At 68.5% G+C, this 17,072-nt stretch carries 17 protein-coding genes; 7 read left to right on the forward strand and 10 right to left on the reverse strand.

What is annotated here, in order from left to right; genetic code table 11:
• Nucleotide 1 precedes the first annotated feature (1 nt).
• Nucleotides 2-1,051, forward strand: a complete 1,050-nt coding sequence (gene dmpG / locus ACQ7HM_RS14140; RefSeq protein WP_434216865.1) for a 4-hydroxy-2-oxovalerate aldolase — start codon at nt 2-4, stop codon at nt 1,049-1,051.
• Nucleotides 1,052-1,113: 62 nt separating this feature from the next.
• Here the strand turns inward: dmpG and ACQ7HM_RS14145 are convergent, their stop codons facing one another.
• From ACQ7HM_RS14145 to ACQ7HM_RS14160, 4 genes are all read right to left on the reverse strand, one after another.
• On the reverse strand, nt 1,114-2,040 hold the full coding sequence (locus ACQ7HM_RS14145) for a type IV toxin-antitoxin system AbiEi family antitoxin domain-containing protein (protein ID WP_434216866.1): 927 nt from the start codon (nt 2,038-2,040) through the stop codon (nt 1,114-1,116).
• Between the two features lie 122 nt (nt 2,041-2,162).
• Nucleotides 2,163-2,960: a VOC family protein gene (locus tag ACQ7HM_RS14150; protein ID WP_434216867.1), complete on the reverse strand. Its 798-nt coding sequence runs from the start codon at nt 2,958-2,960 to the stop codon at nt 2,163-2,165.
• Between the two features lie 68 nt (nt 2,961-3,028).
• Nucleotides 3,029-3,391 carry a hypothetical protein gene (locus tag ACQ7HM_RS14155; RefSeq protein WP_434216868.1) on the reverse strand — a complete coding sequence of 121 codons (363 nt, stop codon included), beginning with the start codon at nt 3,389-3,391 and terminating at the stop codon, nt 3,029-3,031.
• 4 nt (nt 3,392-3,395) lie between these two features.
• Nucleotides 3,396-4,601: a Rieske 2Fe-2S domain-containing protein gene (locus ACQ7HM_RS14160; protein WP_434216869.1), complete on the reverse strand. Its 1,206-nt coding sequence runs from the start codon at nt 4,599-4,601 to the stop codon at nt 3,396-3,398.
• A gap of 182 nt (nt 4,602-4,783) precedes the next feature.
• On the opposite strand from ACQ7HM_RS14160, the gene hsaA reads away from it, so the two are divergent.
• From hsaA to ACQ7HM_RS14190, 6 genes are read left to right on the forward strand one after another with little or no spacing between them, the layout of a single operon-like run.
• On the forward strand, nt 4,784-5,965 hold the full coding sequence (gene hsaA, locus ACQ7HM_RS14165; RefSeq protein WP_434216870.1) for a 3-hydroxy-9,10-secoandrosta-1,3,5(10)-triene-9,17-dione monooxygenase oxygenase subunit: 1,182 nt from the start codon (nt 4,784-4,786) through the stop codon (nt 5,963-5,965).
• 4 nt (nt 5,966-5,969) lie between these two features.
• The gene (gene hsaC, locus ACQ7HM_RS14170; RefSeq protein ID WP_434216871.1) at nt 5,970-6,896 is read left to right on the forward strand and encodes an iron-dependent extradiol dioxygenase HsaC; all 927 of its coding nucleotides are present in this window, start codon (nt 5,970-5,972) and stop codon (nt 6,894-6,896) included.
• 1 nt (nt 6,897) lies between these two features.
• Nucleotides 6,898-7,470 (forward strand): 3-hydroxy-9,10-secoandrosta-1,3,5(10)-triene-9,17-dione monooxygenase reductase subunit, encoded by a 573-nt coding sequence (hsaB, locus tag ACQ7HM_RS14175; protein ID WP_434216872.1) that lies wholly within the window; start codon nt 6,898-6,900, stop codon nt 7,468-7,470.
• Nucleotides 7,467-8,681, forward strand: a complete 1,215-nt coding sequence (locus ACQ7HM_RS14180; RefSeq protein ID WP_434216966.1) for a hypothetical protein — start codon at nt 7,467-7,469, stop codon at nt 8,679-8,681. The genes hsaB and ACQ7HM_RS14180 overlap by 4 nt, the downstream gene beginning before the upstream one ends.
• 7 nt (nt 8,682-8,688) lie before the next feature.
• Nucleotides 8,689-9,471: an SDR family oxidoreductase gene (locus ACQ7HM_RS14185; protein WP_434216873.1), complete on the forward strand. Its 783-nt coding sequence runs from the start codon at nt 8,689-8,691 to the stop codon at nt 9,469-9,471.
• Between the two features lie 28 nt (nt 9,472-9,499).
• A complete protein-coding gene (locus ACQ7HM_RS14190; RefSeq protein ID WP_434216874.1) occupies nt 9,500-10,651 on the forward strand; it encodes a sulfotransferase family protein in 1,152 nt (383 codons plus the stop codon).
• Here the strand turns inward: ACQ7HM_RS14190 and ACQ7HM_RS14195 are convergent.
• The 6 genes from ACQ7HM_RS14195 to ACQ7HM_RS14220 all read right to left on the reverse strand — a co-directional run bounded on the left by ACQ7HM_RS14195 (nt 10,648) and on the right by ACQ7HM_RS14220 (nt 17,070).
• The gene (locus ACQ7HM_RS14195) at nt 10,648-11,895 is read right to left on the reverse strand and encodes a sensor domain-containing phosphodiesterase (protein WP_434216875.1); all 1,248 of its coding nucleotides are present in this window, start codon (nt 11,893-11,895) and stop codon (nt 10,648-10,650) included. The genes ACQ7HM_RS14190 and ACQ7HM_RS14195 overlap by 4 nt on opposite strands.
• Before the next feature lie 74 nt (nt 11,896-11,969).
• Complete coding sequence (locus ACQ7HM_RS14200; RefSeq protein WP_434216876.1) at nt 11,970-13,097, reverse strand: acyl-CoA dehydrogenase family protein; 1,128 nt, start codon at nt 13,095-13,097, stop codon at nt 11,970-11,972.
• On the reverse strand, nt 13,094-14,062 hold the full coding sequence (locus tag ACQ7HM_RS14205; protein ID WP_434216877.1) for an acyl-CoA dehydrogenase family protein: 969 nt from the start codon (nt 14,060-14,062) through the stop codon (nt 13,094-13,096). The genes ACQ7HM_RS14200 and ACQ7HM_RS14205 overlap by 4 nt, the downstream gene beginning before the upstream one ends.
• Nucleotides 14,059-15,240 (reverse strand): acyl-CoA dehydrogenase family protein, encoded by a 1,182-nt coding sequence (locus ACQ7HM_RS14210; RefSeq protein WP_434216878.1) that lies wholly within the window; start codon nt 15,238-15,240, stop codon nt 14,059-14,061. Before ACQ7HM_RS14210 ends, ACQ7HM_RS14205 begins: the two co-directional genes overlap by 4 nt.
• Nucleotides 15,241-16,137, reverse strand: a complete 897-nt coding sequence (locus tag ACQ7HM_RS14215) for an enoyl-CoA hydratase (RefSeq protein ID WP_434216879.1) — start codon at nt 16,135-16,137, stop codon at nt 15,241-15,243. It abuts the gene before it with no gap.
• Between the two features lie 42 nt (nt 16,138-16,179).
• On the reverse strand, nt 16,180-17,070 hold the full coding sequence (locus tag ACQ7HM_RS14220) for a helix-turn-helix domain-containing protein (RefSeq protein WP_434216880.1): 891 nt from the start codon (nt 17,068-17,070) through the stop codon (nt 16,180-16,182).
• Nucleotides 17,071-17,072 lie beyond the last annotated feature (2 nt).

Consider the following 17,072-nt stretch of genomic DNA (forward strand, 5'->3'; position numbering starts at 1 on the left):
CATGAACGGCATCGCGTACTCCGACAGCCTCGACATCCGCGTCACCGACTCCTCGCTGCGCGACGGCAGCCACCACATGCGTCATCAGTTCACCGAGGACAACGTCCGCGACATCGTCGGCGCGCTCGACGGTGCGGGGGTGCCGGTCATCGAGGTGACCCACGGTGACGGTCTCGGCGGGTCGTCGTTCAACTACGGGTTCTCGAAAACGCCGGAACAGCAACTGATCAAGGTTGCCGTGGAGACCGCGCAGAACGCGAAGATCGCGTTCCTGATGCTGCCGGGACTCGGCGTGAAGGACGACATCCGTGCCGCGCAGGACAACGGCGCCCAGATCTGTCGGATCGCGACCCACTGCACCGAGGCCGACGTCTCGATCCAGCACTTCGGGCTCGCCCGCGAACTCGGGCTGGAGACCGTCGGGTTCCTCATGATGAGCCACAGTCAGCCGCCCGAGGTGCTCGCCGCGCAGGCCCGCATCCAGGTCGACGCCGGCTGCCAGTGCGTCTACGTGGTCGATTCCGCGGGTGCCCTGGTGCTCGAGCAGGTGTCGGATCGGGTGTCGGCGTTGGTGGCCGAGCTCGGCGACGACGCGCAGGTCGGCTTCCACGGTCACGAGAACCTCGACATCGCCGTCGCCAACTCCATCGCGGCCGTGCGGTCCGGCGCCCGCCAGATCGACGGATCGGTGCGGCGTTTCGGGGCCGGTGCGGGCAACACGCCAGTCGAGGCCTTCGTCGGGGTGTGCGACAAGCTCGGCATCCGCACCGGCATCGACTTCATGAAGATCGCCGACGCCGCACAGGATGTCGTGGCCCCGATCATGCCCAGCGAGTGCCTCGTCGATCGCGCCGCGATGATGATGGGCTACGCCGGGTGCTACAGCTCGTTCCTCAAACACGCCGAGGGCCACGCCGCCAAGTACGGCGTCTCGGTCGCCGAGATCCTCCTCGAGGCCGGTGCCCGCAAACTCGTCGGCGGCCAGGAGGACCAACTCATCGACATCGCCCTCGAACTCCGCAAGAAGCAGGACGCCAACGCCGGAGTCTGAACGCGGGGCGACTCGGCGAACGTGGGGTTCCTGGCGCCCGCGTTCGCTCAATTCCCACGCGGTCACGCGGCCATGAGGTCGAGTCTGACCAGCCACTCCCGAACCATCGTCACCAGCCGACCCGACACGAGATCGGTCCAGGTCCATCGGATGACCATGATCCCGAGTCGCCGCAGTGCGTCCTCGCGAAGCTTCTCGCGCTTCATCGCATCGAACGGTGTCTCGCCGGGCCGCAGGTACCGCTGATACTTGACGTCGCCGTCGAACTCGCCGACCAGGCGGCCGGACCAGTCGAAGTCCGTTCGAGCCACGTCGTTGCCGTGGCCATCGACGAACGTGTGCTGCAACCGCGCGGCGGGGAGTCCCGCCTCGATCATGAGCGCTCGGCTCCACGACTCCCCCGGATTCTCTGCCGCACCATCGGCGAGTGAGAGGGCGCGGCGTGCCGGCCCGACTCCGCGGCGGGAAGCGTCGAGGGCGCCGGTCATCTCCTCGCGGTCAGCCCCGAGGCGCAGTGCCGAGTCGAAGACGGCCAGTGCTGCGGCAAACCCGCCGCGGGTCGTGCGCGCGACATCGACCGCTGTCCGTTCCAGCGAGGTCACCAGCACCCCGTCGACGGTCGTGAGCTCGTGATCGGCGAGGAGCCCGACGTGATCCTGACGAACTGACGTTCGCCAGCCACCGGTGAGGTTCCCGTTTGTGGTGTGGACCCGCTGCAGGTCCGGCCGCAGCATCGACAGTCCGTGCATCGCGGCGGCCGACTGGTGGCTGAGGATTGCTCGCGCAGGGGACGTCTCGGCCGACGCTATCGCGGCCAACCTGTGGGCCGCCTCCGGCGATCGGGTCGCGGGGGCGACATACACACCGCGCTGCACCCGACTCAGACGCCCATCGCGCAGCTCGCGTCTGATCTCGTCATCGGTGAAGCCTGCTGCCAATGCGGTCTCACGATGGACGAGCCCGTGACGATCGGAAGGGAGGGTGATCATCGCCTTCTGACTTACGCCGCGACGTTCCGGTTCCAGGCGCATCGAACGCGGGTCGAACCGGAGGACGCGGGCGCCGTGGTACCCGCGTTCCCCGAGTCGACCCGCGTTCGTGGAACGGAGGGTTACATGCCGGCGGGGGGTGAGGCGTAGCAGAAGACGGCGCCCATGGGGTCCTTGGCGGCACCGAGGGTGCCGAAGGGGGTGTCCTCACCGGCCATCATGATCTCGCCACCGAGGTCGGAGATCGTCGCGGTGGCCGCGGCGACATCGTCGACGGTGACGTAGAACTGCCAGAACGACGGCACCTCGGCGGGGAACACCTTCGTCGCGTCCATGATCCCGGCGTAGCCCAGTTCGCCGTACATCAACTGCGAGTAGCGCTCGGGTCCCTGCGCGTCCTCGGCGCCGCCGGTGCCGACCTCGAGCAGCGTCGCCCCTGTCACCGATGAATAGAAAGAGGTCGAGGCGTCGTAGTCCTTCGACTGTGTCTCGAACCAGTAGGGCGCACCGTGCTCACCCCAGGTGGTGAAGCCGACGTGGTCGGCGGGTTGCCAGAACCCGATCGCGGCGCCGGCCGGGTCGGCGAGCAGGAGCATCGTCCCCTCCGTCCCCACCGCCATCGGCGGGAACAACACCTGTGCGCCGACTTCCTCGGCGGCCGCGGCGGTCGCCGCCGCGTCGGTGGTGTGCAGATACACCGACCACACGTCGGACGGGACGCCGGCGCCGTCCATCACCGGGCTCATACCCGCGACGCGGGCGCCCTGTCGGGTGAAGTTCTGGTATCCGCCGAAGTCGGCGCGCGGCGCCTCGACCTCCCACCCGAACACCCCGCCGTAGAACTCGGCGGCGCGGGCGGGGTCGGAGCTCATCAGGTCGAACCAGATGGGTGCGCCAACGGGCGCGGAGTACTCGGTCATGGTCAGATCCTCTCGCGGGTGGATGTCACCGGTACAGACCGGAGACACCGCGGGAAGTCATCGGCGACTCACTGATGTGGCGGGATGATCCCCTCGATGACACCGTGGTCGATGCTGGCCGACAGCCGCGAGCAGGTCGGGGTCATCGCCGGGTTGCCGCCGCTCTCGCGGACCCGCGTCAGTTCGGAGCATCGGGTTCGGGCCTCACCCGACCACTGCACGCTGGTCTGGAACTCGCTGATCTTCTTGACCATCACGCAGGCGTGGCACGCCCGGCATTCGATCTCGCGCAGGCCGTCGCGCAGGTAGTGGTCCCGGTCGCGATCGGTCGCCGAGGCGATCTCGGCTCGACGGTGCGGGTCGTCGGCGAAGTCGGGGGCCTTCGCCCAGGCGCCGACCGACCCGGCCGGTCGGTCGACGGCCCGCGTCATCGGGTCACACCTTCGCGGCGTCGTTGGTCGCCGAGAGCTTCTCCTGCTCGGCGCGGATGCCGGATTCGGTGTCCTCGCCGGCGGCCTTGCGGCGCAGGTTGTCCTCGACCTCGACACCCCAGTTCTCCAACGCCTTGGTGGTGTCGATCTCGTACTCGTAGCGCGCCGTCATCTCCTCGGTGACGTCGGCGGCGTCGACGTAGAACTGCTCGTACCACCGACGCAGCTGGTACACCGGTCCGTCCTCCTCGACGAGGAGCGGATTGTCGATGCGGCTCTTGTGCTTCCAGATCTCGACGTCCTGCAGGAAGCCGACCTCGACACCCTGCGAGATCTTGCGCGCCATGCCCTGGGCCTGCTCGTCGGAGAGCCCCTCGGGTTTGCGGGCCATCACGCCGAACATCAGCACGAACGAGTTGTTGTCGATGGGGTAGTGGCAGTTGGTGAGGATCGTCTCGATCGCGTAGCCGCCGTAGGTCTGGTGCATCGGGTTGAGCATGTACGCCGGACCGTAGTACGCCGCAATCGATTTCAGATAGCTGTCACCGTAGGCGGAGGTGAGCTCGATGTCGGGCCGACCGCGGGAGTTCATGTACTGCGCGGCGGTCTCACCCTCGAAGACGTTCTTGAAGTAGTCGGGCAGCGCGTAGTGGATGTAGAAGAAGTGCGCCATGTCGACGACGTTGTCGATGATCTCGCGGCAGTTCGAACCCTCGATCACGATGCGGTTCCACGTCCAGCCGGTCCACTCGTCGGTCCCGAACTCCTCGATCTCCGGGATCACCACGTCCTCGGGCGGCGGGTTGCCCTCGGGGTCGTTGTAGACGAAGAGCTGACCGTTGCGGATCATCGTCGGCCACGAACGGGTCTTCGCGAGCTTCGGTGTGCGCTTGGCATACGGGACGCCGGCGCAGCGGCCGTTGCCCTTCCAGCGCCAGTCGTGGAACGGGCACGCGATGTTGCCGTCCTTCACGCTGCCCTTGCTCAGGTCGCCGCCCATGTGGCGGCAGTACGCGTCGAGGATGCTGACCTCACCGGTCTCGCTGTTCCCCCAGGCGACGAGCTTCGTCCCGAAGGCCTCGATCGAGTGGGGCACTCCGTCGGTGAACTCCGAGGCCAGACCCAGGCAGTGCCATCCCCGGGCGAACCGGGTGGGCGGGGTGCCGGTGTCGATCTCGCGGACGGCGACATCGGTCTGCAGATCAGTCATCTCAACGCTCCTCGCGAACGGCCACACGCGGCGTGTACCCGCGGCATCATCAGTAGAACACGTTACAGAAATGGCCCTCGAGACGCCACTGTACCGGCGCAAACGCGCAGGCCTCGACATAAATGAGAACGTGTTCTAGTCTTGGATCCGAGATTGTTCACCATGAGTTGGGAGTTGCGCGCATGACACAGCGGAGTGAGATCGGCACCGAGGTGCTGAACAAGATCGATTCCCTGTTGCCCGAGATCGAGAAGCGTGCGCAGGAGTGCGAGGACCAGCGTCGCATCCCCACCGAGACCATCGACAGCCTCGACGAGGTGGGCTTCTTCAAGCTCGTCCAACCCGCGCAGTGGGGCGGCTACGAGGTCGACCCCGTCACCTACTACGAGGCGGTCCGCCGCATCGCGAGTGCTTGCGGCTCCACCGGCTGGGTGTCGTCGATCCTCGGCATCCACAACTGGCACCTCGCGCTGTTCCCGCAGCAGGCGCAGGAGGAGGTGTGGGGCGACGATCCGACCACCCGCATCGGCTCCTCGTACGCCCCGATGGGCATGGGTGAGGTCGTCGACGGCGGCTACAAGGTGAACGGTGAATGGCACTGGTCGTCGGGCTGCGACCACGCGCAGTGGACCTTCGTCGGTGGCCCGGTGTTCAAGAACGGCAAGCCGGTCGACTTCGTGAGCTACCTGCTGCCCCGCAGCGACTACGAGATCCGCGACGTCTGGCATGTCGCCGGCCTCAAGGGCACCGGCTCCAACACGCTCGTGGTGAAGGACGCCTTCGTGCCCTCGCACCGCATGCTCAGCTTCCGCGCGATGGCCACCGGTACCGCGCCGGGCCTCGAGGCGAACACCGCCCCGGTGTACAAGATGCCCTGGGGCACCATCCATCCCACCGTCATCTCGACGCCGGTCGTGGGCATGGGATACGGCGCCTACGCCGCCCACGTCGAGGCCCAGGGCAAGCGTGTCCGCGCGGCCTACGCCGGTGAGAAGGCGAAGGACGACCCGTTCGGCAAGGTGCGTATCGCCGAGGCCGCCAGCGACATCGACGCCGCGTGGCGTCAGCTGTCGGGGAACGTCCAGGATGAGTACGACCTCATCCTCGCCGGCAAGGAGGTCCCGATGGAGCTGCGCCTGCGTGCCCGTCGCGACCAGGTGCGTGCGTCGCAGCGCTCGATCTCGGCGATCGACCGTCTCTTCGAGGCGGCCGGTGCCCGGGCACTCGACAGCGACCAACCGCTGCAACGCTTCTGGCGCGATGCTCACGCCGGTCGTGTGCACGCCGCCAACGACGCCGAGCGCGCCTACCAGGCATTCGCCAACGGGGAGTACGGCATCCCCATCGGCGACACGATGGTCTGAGCGCATGGTCTCGGCAACCACCGACTCCGGACCCATCCGATCGCTCGGATACATGCGCATCGAGGCCACCGACATGGCGGCCTGGCGCGAGTACGGCCTCAAGGTCCTCGGCATGGTGGAGGGCAAGGGCACGACCGAGGGTGCGCTGTACCTGCGCATGGACGACTTCCCGGCACGCCTGGTCATCGTCCCCGGTGATCGCGACCACCTCGCCTCATCGGGGTGGGAATGTGCGAACGCAGCAGGGCTGCAGCAGGTGCGCGACCGCCTGTCGGCGGCGGGCATCGTCTATCGCGAGGCCAAGGACGAGGAGTTGCTCGACCGTCAGGTCGTCGAGATGATCGTGTTCTCCGATCCCACCGGCAACGTCCTCGAGGCCTTCCACGGTGTGGCACTGCAGCATCGGCGCGTGGTGAGCCCCTACGGCCACACCTTCGTGACCGGTGAGCAGGGTCTCGGACACGTGGTGTTGACCACCGACGATGACGAGGCCTCGCTCGAGTTCTACCGCGACGTCCTGGGATTCCGGCTCCGTGACTCGATGCGTCTTCCCCCGCAGGTGGTCGGGCGCAACGAGGGCGATCCGGCCCCGTGGCTGCGGTTCTTCGGGTGCAACCCGCGCCACCACAGCCTGGCGTTCCTGCCGATCCCGAACACGACCGGGATCGTGCACCTCATGGTCGAGGTGGGCAGCACCGACGACGTCGGCCTCGCCCACGACCGTGCCCTGCGCAAGAAGGTGCCGATGTCGGCGACCCTGGGTCGTCACGTCAACGACCTCATGTACTCCTTCTACATGAAGACCCCCGGCGGCTTCGACATCGAATTCGGTTGCGAGGGACGTACGGTCGACGATCACGAGTGGGTGGCACGCGAGAGCACCGCGGTCAGTCTGTGGGGCCACGACTTCTCCATCGGGTTCGCGCACTGACATGAGCTACGCCTCGCGAGGCACCACCGACTTCGACCCGCGGCAGTTCCGCACCGCGATGGGGCAGTTCTGCACCGGGGTCACCGTCATCACCACTCTCGACACCGAGGGTGCGCCGGCCGGTTTCGCATGCCAGTCGTTCGCGGCGCTGTCGCTCGACCCCCCACTGGTGCTGTTCTGTCCGCAGAAGACCTCACGCAGCTGGAAGGTCATCGAGACCGCGGGCCGGTTCTGCGTCAACATCCTGTCCAACCACCAGCAGGACGTGAGCGCCACCTTCGGTGCACCCGGTACCGACAAGTTCGCGAACATCGACTGGGACCCCTCGCCGGGGGGGCTCCCAGTGATCCGTCACTCCATCACCTGGGCGCAATGCGACGTCGAGCGCGTCGACGACGGCGGCGACCACTTCATCGTGATCGGACGGGTGACGGTGCTGGGGGAGATGCTGCAGGACAAGCCGTTGCTGTTCTACCGCGGCGGCTACCTGTCGACCGAACACCCGCGGGTCACGCCGGCGCAGGCCGAACTCGAGAACTTCCTCACCTGGACCGGAGGCGACACGTGGCTGTGAGCAGTGACATCCCGGCAGCACCGCCGCCGCCGGTCGCCGACATCACCGCACCGCTGACCGCGGCGATCGCCGAGGCCGAGCAGCTCATCCGCGGCGCGGACTTCATCCGCACCGACATCGACCTCGCCGAGGGGTACAGCTACCTCGGGCAGAGCATCCACGCGGTGATGCAGTTGGCGTGGTCGCGGGCGCTCACCCATCCGTTCTTCGTCACCTCCACCGGCCCGTACACGAAGATGGGCCTCGACAACCCCGACACCCTGTACTACAGCGCCGATCTCGTCGCCGGCGCCGAGTACCGGGTCACCGGAACGCGCGGCACCACCACCGATCTCAGCTTCCAGGTGATCACCGGCAACTACGACCCCGACCGTGTTCCCGGCGGCGACGACGCGTTCGACGACCGACGCCTCGAGATCGGCGCCGACGGCACCTTCGAGCTGTTCTTCGGCCCCTACGGGCCCGACGAGACCCGACCGAACCACTTCGCCCTCGCCGACGGCGCCACCACCCTCGCCGTCCGAGAGGTGTTTTCCGACTGGCTGACCGAGCAGAAGGGGACCATCGCGATCGAACGCGTCGACACCGTGGGCACCCCGGCCGACGAACCCGACATGGCCGTGCTCACCAAGCGCTATCGGGTGGCGGGCAAGATGCTGCTCTCCCGGATCAACACCTGGTTCAACTTCCCGAAGTGGTTCTACCTCGACCTGCCCGTGAACACCTTCACCGAACCCCGCCTGACACCCGGGGGACTGTCGACACAGTTCTCCTCGGTCGGCCACTACGACCTCGCCGACGACGAGGCCATGATCATCACCGTCCCGAGATCCGATGCGCCGTATCAGGGTTTCCAGCTCGGCAGCATGTGGTACATCTCGCTCGACTACATCCACCACCAGACCAGCCTCAACACCGGTCAGGCGCAGACCGACCCCGACGGCATGATCCGCATGGTCGTCTCCCGACGCGACCCCGGTGTCGCGAACTGGATCGAGACGACCGGTCGCAGCCATGGCATCCTGCAGATCCGGTGGCAACGCGTGTCCACCCCGATCCCCGCGACCGCCGGCCCCACCGCCCAGGTGATCGCCTTCGACGATGTCGCACAACACCTCCCGTTCCACTCCCACAACGTGATCGACGCGCAGGGGTGGGCCGCCCGGATCGCCGCCCGGCAGCGCGGTGTCGCGAGCAGGATGCTGGGGTGAGGACGAGATGAGCGGGCTCCTGCACGACAAGGTCGTCGTGGTCGGCGGCGTGGGCCCTGGCCTGGGTCGGTCGATCTGCCTGCAGGCTTCCGCGGCCGGGGCGTCGGTCGTCCTGGCCGCGCGTACCGAGGAACGTCTGCGCGCGGTGGCCGACGAGATCGGCGACGCCGGTGGTGTCGCGCACGTCGTGCCGACCGACATCACCTCCGACGACGCTGTCGAGGCCCTCGTCGCGGCGTCGGTGGAGCGGTTCGGCCGCGTGGACGCCCTGATCAACAACGCCTTCGCCCTGCCGTCCATGAAGTCGTTGGCCCGCACCGACTTCGACGCGATCACCTCCAGCCTCGACCTCACCGTCCTCGGCGGTCTGCGTATGACGAAGGCGTTCACCGGCGCCCTCGCCGCCACGTCGGGTGCGGTGGTGATGATCAACTCGATGGTGCTGCGCCACAGCGAACCCCGCTACGGCAGTTACAAGCTCGCCAAGGCCGCGCTGCTCGCGATGTCGCAGACCCTGGCCACCGAACTGGGCGACGAGGGCATCCGGGTCAACAGCGTGGCCCCCGGTTACATCTGGGACTCCCAGCTGCAGTGGTACTTCGGTGAGGTCGCGAAGAAGTACGACATCAGTCCCGACGACGTGTACCGCGAGACGGCGTCGAAAACGGACTTGAAGCGTCTGCCCGAACCCGACGAGATCGCCAGGGCGGTGGTGTTCCTCGCCTCGGACTGGGCCAGCGCGGTCACCGGGCAGACCCTCGACGTCAACTGCGGCCAATTCCATTCGTGACGCGAGTTCACCCCTGAGAGGACCGACGATGACCGGACGTACCGGCGTGGGAACCGTCGAGGACCTGCACGCCTCGGCGACGAAGGCATGCGGCCTCGACGACTTCGGGGGCGACGACCACGTCGAAGGCCTCTCGGTGCTGCTGGAGAGCTATCAGCGCGACGCCGGGCTGACCGAGCTGGGCAGCAAGATGTCCCGGTTCTTCCTCCGCGGGGCACTGGTCGCGCGGCTGGTCAGCCAGGCGTCGTTCAGCGCGAACCCGGGCCTGTCGTCGACACCGATCACCCGGCCCGTCTTCGTCACCGGGCTGCCGCGCACGGGCACCACCGCACTACATCGCCTGTTGACCGCCGACCCCGCCCACCAGGGCCTCGAGATGTGGCTGGCGGAGTTCCCCCAGCCCCGCCCGCCGCGCGACACGTGGGCGTCGAACCCGGTGTTCGCGCAGATCAACGCCGGTCTCGAACAGCACCACGTCGAGAACCCGGAGTTCATGGGTCTGCACTACATGAGCGCCGACGACGTCGAGGAGTGCTGGCAGCTCCTACGCCAGAGCATGATGTCGATCTCCTACGAATCGCTCGCGCATCTGCCGACCTACTCGCGATGGCTCGACGGTCGCGACTGGACACCGGCCTACGAACGACATCGCCGCAACCTGGCGTTGATCGGCTCGAACGAACCCGAGAAGCGGTGGGTGCTGAAGAACCCGAGTCACCTGTTCGCCCTCGACGAGCTCTTCGCCGTGTACCCCGACGCGCTCGTGGTGCAGACCCACCGGCCGCCGCGCACCATCATCGGGTCGATGTGTTCGCTGGCCGCGAGCGCCACCGACGGGTGGTCGACCACCTTCGTGGGTGACACCATCGGCGCGACACAGCTCGAACTGTGGTCACGCGGCCTGCGGCGGTTCACCGAATCCCGCGCCCGACACGACCCCTCGTCGTTCGTCGACATCGACTTCACCGACCTGCGCGACGACCCCATCGGTGCGGTCGAGACCATCTACGCCGCCCTCGGCACCCCGCTGGGTGACGAGGCACGCGCAGCGATGATCGCGATGGACGCCGCGAGCAGGAGCGGCGATCGCACACCGTCACACCGCTATTCGCTCGAGGACTTCGGTCTCACCGATGCCGTCGTCGACGACGCCTTCGACGGTCTGGTCGCTCGGCGTTAGATGCTCTCGCTGACGTCGGCGGCGTGCACCACGATCGGGTAGGGCTGCGGGACCTGGAAGTGGTAGCCCTGCGCCAGCGGGCAGTGCAACGCGACCAGTGAGGCCACCTGTTCGGGGGTCTCGATCCCCTCGGCGATGACGCTGAGATCGTTCGCCGCGGCGTGGCTGATCAACCCGCTGAGCAGGTGGTCGACGACGTCGGTGCCGAGGCCTGCGGTGAGTGACGCGTCGATCTTGAACCCGTCGATGGGCCAGGTGATCATCCGGCTCAGCGACGACCATCCACGACCGACGTCGTCGATGACGATGTTGGTGTCGAGAGCGCGGAGTGAGGAGATGGCCTCGATCGCCTCGGAGTCGTCGAGGGTGGCCGACTCGACGAGTTCCAGACACAGGCGTTCGGCGGGCAACGCGCCCTCGGCGACCGCGTCGAGCAGCAGCTGCAGACGCGCCGGCCGGATCAGGTGTGCGCCGTCGACGTTGACGTGCAGCACGGTGTCCGCCGAGGCGGCCATCACCGCCATCGCGGTACGCATCACCGACAGGTCGATGTCGAGCATGATGTCGGTGTCGCGGACGGCGGGCAGGAACCGGCTCGGCGGCAGCAGGCCGTCGGTGGGGTGCATCCAGCGGCACAGCGCCTCGTACCCGTGGGTGCGGCGGGTTCGGGGGTCGACGATGGCCTGGAAGTACGGCCGGATCTCGCCGCGCTGCAACCCGGTGATGATCTCGTCGAGGGGGTAGACCCCGGCGGTCACCTCCCGGTCGCGCTGCAACTCGAGTTGTTCCTCGAGGACGCGGGCGTACTTCTGCAGGAGGGTGAGGTCGTCGACGTCGAGTTCGCGCACCTCGGTGTCGGTGAGGCACAACGTCCCGATCGCGGTGTGCTCGCGGCTGAACAGCGGTACACCGACGTAGGTCCGCAGGCCGGCCTTGCGCAGCGGGGTGAGCAGTGACTCATTGATCGTCGAGTCGGTGGTGTCGGCGATGACCAACGGCCGCCCGGTGTCGACGACCTCCCGGCAGGTGGTGTCCTGGCGAGGCGTGACCGTGCCGGTGAGCCCGCGGACACCGTGCGCGGCGAGGACGTACTGGTTCTCGTCGTCGAGGATGTGCAGGATCGCCATCGAGAAGTCGACCGCACGGGCCGCGAGCTCGAGGGTGGTGGTCAGAGCAGCGCTGACCGCCTTCGGGTCCACGTAGTTCGCCGCGTTCCCGCCGCGCGAACTCGAGCGGTCGTTCATCATCGCGATGGTAATACGACAGTCCCGACGGCGGACTGATGTGGCCGCAAGTCGGTCGAACAGCTGAACTTTCGCTACAGGCCGAGGGACCGGGCCAGGCCGTCGGTCTCCCTCTGCGGCCGTCCGAACAGCTGTGCGCCGGTATGGGCCCGCTTGAAGTACAGGTGGACGTCGTGTTCCCACGTGATGCCGATGCCGCCGTGCATCTGGACCGCCTCACCGGCGACGGACGCCGCGGCCCGCGCGCAGTGGATGCGTGCCGACGCGATGGTGGTGTCGGGGCCGACCGGCGATCCGCCGTCGGTCGACCCGACGTCGCGCACCAGGGAGTGCGCCGCGGCGTAGGAGATCGATCGCGCCGACTCGACCGCGACGAACATGTCGGCCATCCGGTGCTTGAGGGCCTGGAACGAGCCGATGGGGCGACCGAACTGGTTGCGGGAACCGGTGTGGGCGACGGTGCGGTCGAGAAGTTCGGCAGCGACCCCCACCTGTTCGGCACTGACCGCGACCGCGGCGACGGCCTGCAGCCGGTCGATGAGGTCTCCGGGCGCGGCGATCGTCTGCGACGGGGTCTCGTCGAAGGTGACCCGGGCCAGCGGTCGCGTCGGGTCGAGAACGGGGAGCGCGGTGCGTGAGACGCCGTCGGCGTCGGGGGAGACCTCGTGCAGTGTCGTGTGCGTCCCCGACCGCGCGATCACCAGGAACACGTCGGCGTACTCGCCGTCGAGCACATAGTGCGCCGTCCCGGTGAGCAACCCCCCGTCGGCGACGACCCCGGGGCTGTCCCAGCCGGTGTCGTCCGCCCAGCACAGGGCGGCGACCGACTCCCCCGCGGCGATCGGTGGGAGCAGCCGTGCACAGGCGTCGTCGTCGCGGGTGAACAGCAGCGCCTGTGTCGCGAGCACCGATCCGAGCATCGGCACGGGGTGCAGCGACCGGGCGAGTTCCTCGAGCACGACGTGGCTCTCCACGAGCGTGGCTCCGACGCCACCGAACCGTTCGGGGACGGCGAGGGCGGCCACGCCCACCTGCTCGGCCAGCGTGGTCCACAGCGCGGCGTCGAATCGGGGGGTCGCGGCCATCGCCGCGCGCAGGGACGCCGACCCGCCCCGACGGGCCAGCGCGGTGCGCACCGCATCGCGCAGCGCGGCCTGTTCGGCGGTGTCGACCCCGGGCGCGGCGAACACGATGTCGTTCATGCGGTGATCGCCGCCAACACCGTGCGTCGGTGCCGCGCAGCGGTGCCCCACGCGGACTGCAGCGCACGGGTCTTCGTCATATACAGCGAGAGATCGTGTTCGGCGGTGTAGCCGATCGCGCCCAGGGTCTGCAGCGCGGTGCGCGCGGCGAGGTCGGCCGCGCGGCCGCAGGCCACCTTGGCGGCGGAGACGTCGCGACCGGTCGTCGCGGCGCCGGCGTCGACGGCGAGTGCGGCCCCGTGCACGAGAGGGCGTGCCATCTCGACGGCGATGGCGACATCGGCGAGGTGGTGTTTGACGGCCTGGAACGATCCGATCGGTCGGCCGAACTGGGTGCGGTTGCGCGCATGGTCGCTCGCCGTCGACAGCATCGCCGACGCGAGGCCCACCAGCTGGGCCGCGGTGGCCAGAGCGCCGAACTCGAGGGCCCGTCGTGCGTCGACGTGGGTGGCCACGGACTCGCGGGCGACGACGGTGGAGACGGTCCGTGATCGGTCGACCGAGGCGTGGGTGATGTCGGTTTCGGCGCTAAACAGTGTCGAATCCTGCAGGAGCAGAACCAGATCGGCGACCGCCGCGTCGGCGGCGTAGGGCACCTCGTCGGGAACCGCGATGGTCGCGAGACCCCCGGTGAGCAGCGGGTCCAGCAGATCGGCCCGCCCCGCGGTGGACAGCACGGTCGGGACGACGGCGATCGTCTCGGCGACCGGACCGGGAACGCAGTGGCGACCGAGTTGTTCGGCCGCCACGACCATCTCGACCGCGCCTGCGCCGACCCCGCCTGCCTCCTCGGGGACGAGCAACGCGGTGACGCCGGTGTCGGCGAGCCTGCGCCACACGGCGCGTCCCGGAGCGTGATCGCCGTCGTTCCACGCCCGCACCACCGCCGGCATGTCGGCGCGGGCGAGCATCGCGTCGATGCTGCCCGCGAGATCGAGGTGTTCGGTGTCGAGCAGGAATCTCATCGGTCGCCCCTCGGCAGTCCCAGCAGGCGCTCGGCGATCACGTTGCGCTGGATCTCGTTGGTGCCGGCGTAGATCGGACCCGACAGGGAGAACAGGTGACCGCCCATCCAGTCGTGGTCCACTCCGGGGGAGTCGACGCGTTCGGCATGCGCGCCGAGGAGGTCGAGCGCGGTCTCGTGGGTGGCTATGTCCCACTCCGACCAGAACACCTTCGTGATCGACGACTCCATGCCGAGTTGCCCGCCCTCGGCGAGACGGCTCACCGTCGCGTACGTCGACAGCTCGTAGGCGCGGGCTCCGATCCACGCGTCGGCCACGCGTGCGCCCAGTGCCGTGTCTTCGTCAGCGGGATCACGCTGCCCCCACAGCTCGAGGAGTCGGTCGGTGGTCGCAAGGAACCGACCCGGTGACCGCAGCGACAACCCGCGTTCGTTGGCCGCGGTGCTCATCGCGATCTTCCACCCGTTGCCCGCCTCGCCGATGACCCCCGAGTCGCCGGGATGGTCGGGGTCGTCGGGGACGAAGACGTCGTCGAGGAACAGTTCGGCGAAACCCGGCTCGCCGTCGAGCTGCGCGATGGGCCGCACCGTCACGCCCTCGGCGCGCAGGTCGAACATGAAGTAGGTCAGGCCCTTGTGGCGGCTCGAATCGGGGTCGGTGCGGAACAGGCCGAAGCCGCGGTCGGCGAAACTCGACCGCGAGCTCCACGTCTTCTGGCCCCGCAACAGCCACCCGCCCTCGGTGCGGACCGCGCTCGATCGCAACGACGCGAGGTCGCTGCCCGCCTCGGGTTCGCTCCAGGCCTGTCCCCAGATGTCGTCGGCCCGAGCCATCCTCGGCATGATGCGGGCGAGCTGGTCGGGGTGCGCGTGGTCGAAGAGGGTCGGGGCGAGCAGGAAGATGCCGTTCTGGCTGACCCGGCCCGGGGCGCGCGAGCGGTAGTACTCCTCCTCGAACACCACCCAGTGCAGAAGGCTCGCGTCGCGGCCGCCGAACTCCTCCGGCCAGCTCACCACCGACATCCGCGCGTCGGCCATCGTGGCCTCCCACGCGCGATGCGCGTCGAACCCCTCCGCGGTGTCCATCGACGGCAGTGGGGTGGTCGGGACGTGGGCGTGCAGCCATTCCCGGACCTCGAGTCGGAACGCCTCGACATCGTCGTCGAACTCGAGATTCATCTACGACGCCCCACTGGCCTTCATCGACCGGGCGTCCATGCCGCCCAGCGCATCCCCGCCGGATGCCTCGGCGTTGGCGCTGTGGGCGAAGTGATGCCAGCCGAACACCGAGTCCATGGAGTTCCTCAGACCCATCTGGTCCTCGCAGATGTTCACGGCCTTCTTGCACAGCGCCAGCCCCAGCGGGGGCATCTCGGTGATCGACGCGGCGATCTCGGCGACCTTCGTCGACAGCTCGTCGCGCGGCACCACGTGGTTGACCATGCCCCAGTCGAGCGCCTCGGCTGCCGTGAAACGCCGGCCGGTGAAGAGGATCTCCTTCGCGCGACGGGGACCGAGCACGAAGGCGTGGGCGAAGTACTCCACGCCCGGGATACCCATACGGGCAACCGGATCGGAGAAGAACGCGTCATCGGAGGCGACGATGAAGTCGCAGATCCACGCCAACATCAGGCCCCCGGCGATGCACGCGCCGTGCACCTGCGCGATCAGCGGCTTGGGGATGTCGCGCCACCGTCGGCACATGCCGACGTAGACCTCCATCTCGCGCGCGAGGCGCTGATCGCCCCCGGTGCGGTCGGTGTGGTCCCACCAGATGGTCGCCGTGTTCGGGTACTCGACGTGGGCATCGCGTTCGGGTGTGCCGATGTCGTGGCCGGCGGAGAAGTGTTTGCCGTTGGCCCGCAACACGATCACGGTGACCGCGCGGTCGGAGACGGCACGGACGAACGCGGCGTCGAGCGAGTAGGTCATCACCGAGTTCTGCGCGTTGCGGTAATCGGGACGATTGAGGGTCACGTAGGCGACACCGTCGACCACCTCGTAGGCGACCGGGCTGGAGTCCGCGGTCAGCTCGGCGCCGGTGAGAGGGGCCGGGATCTCCGGTGGTGAGGTCATGGCCCGACCATACCTAGCAAGTGCTTGGTTGGTAAAGCGACCTCAGGGCGCCGCCGGGACGTCTGCGGTGGTGGCAGCCTCGCGCAGACGCGCCACGATGCGCTCGACATCATCGGCGTCCGACGGTGAGCCCGGGCAGGCCACGAGTGACGCGGTCACACGGTGCGTCGGGCTCCCACCGTCGCGGGCGACCGCGACCGGTACCGCCACCGACATCGTGGGCACCGTCCCGGACAGATCCTCCGGGCGGTAGTCCGACGTCATCAGGTCGATCAGCAGGTCGGCGATGCGGCGTTGCACCGCGGGGGCCGAATCGGCGCGGTGCACCGAGTGCAGTGCCGCCATCACCTCGGTCGCCTCGCGCCCCAGGTTCTCCACGGTGACACCGCGATCACGCACGGTGTCGATCACGCGCGCGACCGCCTCACGGGCTGCCGGCGGAACGGTGCCCAGCCACTCCGCGCGCTCGGCGGGGCTCTCCCACGCGATGAACTCCCGACACAGAGGAGCCCAGATCGGGATGCGCATACCGACCTGCGCCCACGCGATGTCGCCGGCGATGTCGGTGACGGTGATCGACGCGTCGGTGCGCTCGGCGAGGAAGACCGGCACACCGAGGTCGCGTGCGGCGGCCCGGATCGCGGGCCCACACGCGATGACCAGGGGACTCGTCCTCGCCGAGGCGGCCATCCGTCCGAGGAACGTCGGAGCCAGCGCGAAACGGTGGTCGTCGCCACGGATCACCCACCCGTCGGTGCACAACTGCGTCAGCACGGCGTGCGCGGTCGCCCGCGTCATACCGACCGCGCGCACGATCTCGGCGAGCGACGGACGCCCGGCGGGATCGGAGGCGAGGAACTCGACGACGGTGACCACGCGGTGCGTCGGGGCCGACGCCGGTTGACGCTCCCGTGTCGTGGTGTTTACTGTCACAT

Source organism: Williamsia sp. MIQD14 (assembly GCF_051025635.1).
GTDB lineage: Bacteria > Actinomycetota > Actinomycetes > Mycobacteriales > Mycobacteriaceae > Williamsia_A.

Coding starts and splice junctions, on each gene's coding strand:
- ACQ7HM_RS14150 (WP_434216867.1), bottom strand. CDS start 2,960: ATGACCGAGTACTCCGCGCCCGTTGGCGCACCCATCTGGTTCGACCTG.
- ACQ7HM_RS14155 (WP_434216868.1), bottom strand. CDS start 3,391: ATGACGCGGGCCGTCGACCGACCGGCCGGGTCGGTCGGCGCCTGGGCG.
- ACQ7HM_RS14205 (WP_434216877.1), bottom strand. CDS start 14,062: ATGAGATTCCTGCTCGACACCGAACACCTCGATCTCGCGGGCAGCATC.
- ACQ7HM_RS14195 (WP_434216875.1), bottom strand. CDS start 11,895: ATGAACGACCGCTCGAGTTCGCGCGGCGGGAACGCGGCGAACTACGTG.
- hsaA (WP_434216870.1), top strand. CDS start 4,784: ATGACACAGCGGAGTGAGATCGGCACCGAGGTGCTGAACAAGATCGAT.
- ACQ7HM_RS14160 (WP_434216869.1), bottom strand. CDS start 4,601: ATGACTGATCTGCAGACCGATGTCGCCGTCCGCGAGATCGACACCGGC.
- ACQ7HM_RS14145 (WP_434216866.1), bottom strand. CDS start 2,040: ATGATCACCCTCCCTTCCGATCGTCACGGGCTCGTCCATCGTGAGACC.
- ACQ7HM_RS14185 (WP_434216873.1), top strand. CDS start 8,689: ATGAGCGGGCTCCTGCACGACAAGGTCGTCGTGGTCGGCGGCGTGGGC.
- ACQ7HM_RS14190 (WP_434216874.1), top strand. CDS start 9,500: ATGACCGGACGTACCGGCGTGGGAACCGTCGAGGACCTGCACGCCTCG.
- hsaB (WP_434216872.1), top strand. CDS start 6,898: ATGAGCTACGCCTCGCGAGGCACCACCGACTTCGACCCGCGGCAGTTC.
- hsaC (WP_434216871.1), top strand. CDS start 5,970: ATGGTCTCGGCAACCACCGACTCCGGACCCATCCGATCGCTCGGATAC.
- ACQ7HM_RS14210 (WP_434216878.1), bottom strand. CDS start 15,240: ATGAATCTCGAGTTCGACGACGATGTCGAGGCGTTCCGACTCGAGGTC.
- ACQ7HM_RS14215 (WP_434216879.1), bottom strand. CDS start 16,137: ATGACCTCACCACCGGAGATCCCGGCCCCTCTCACCGGCGCCGAGCTG.
- dmpG (WP_434216865.1), top strand. CDS start 2: ATGAACGGCATCGCGTACTCCGACAGCCTCGACATCCGCGTCACCGAC.
- ACQ7HM_RS14200 (WP_434216876.1), bottom strand. CDS start 13,097: ATGAACGACATCGTGTTCGCCGCGCCCGGGGTCGACACCGCCGAACAG.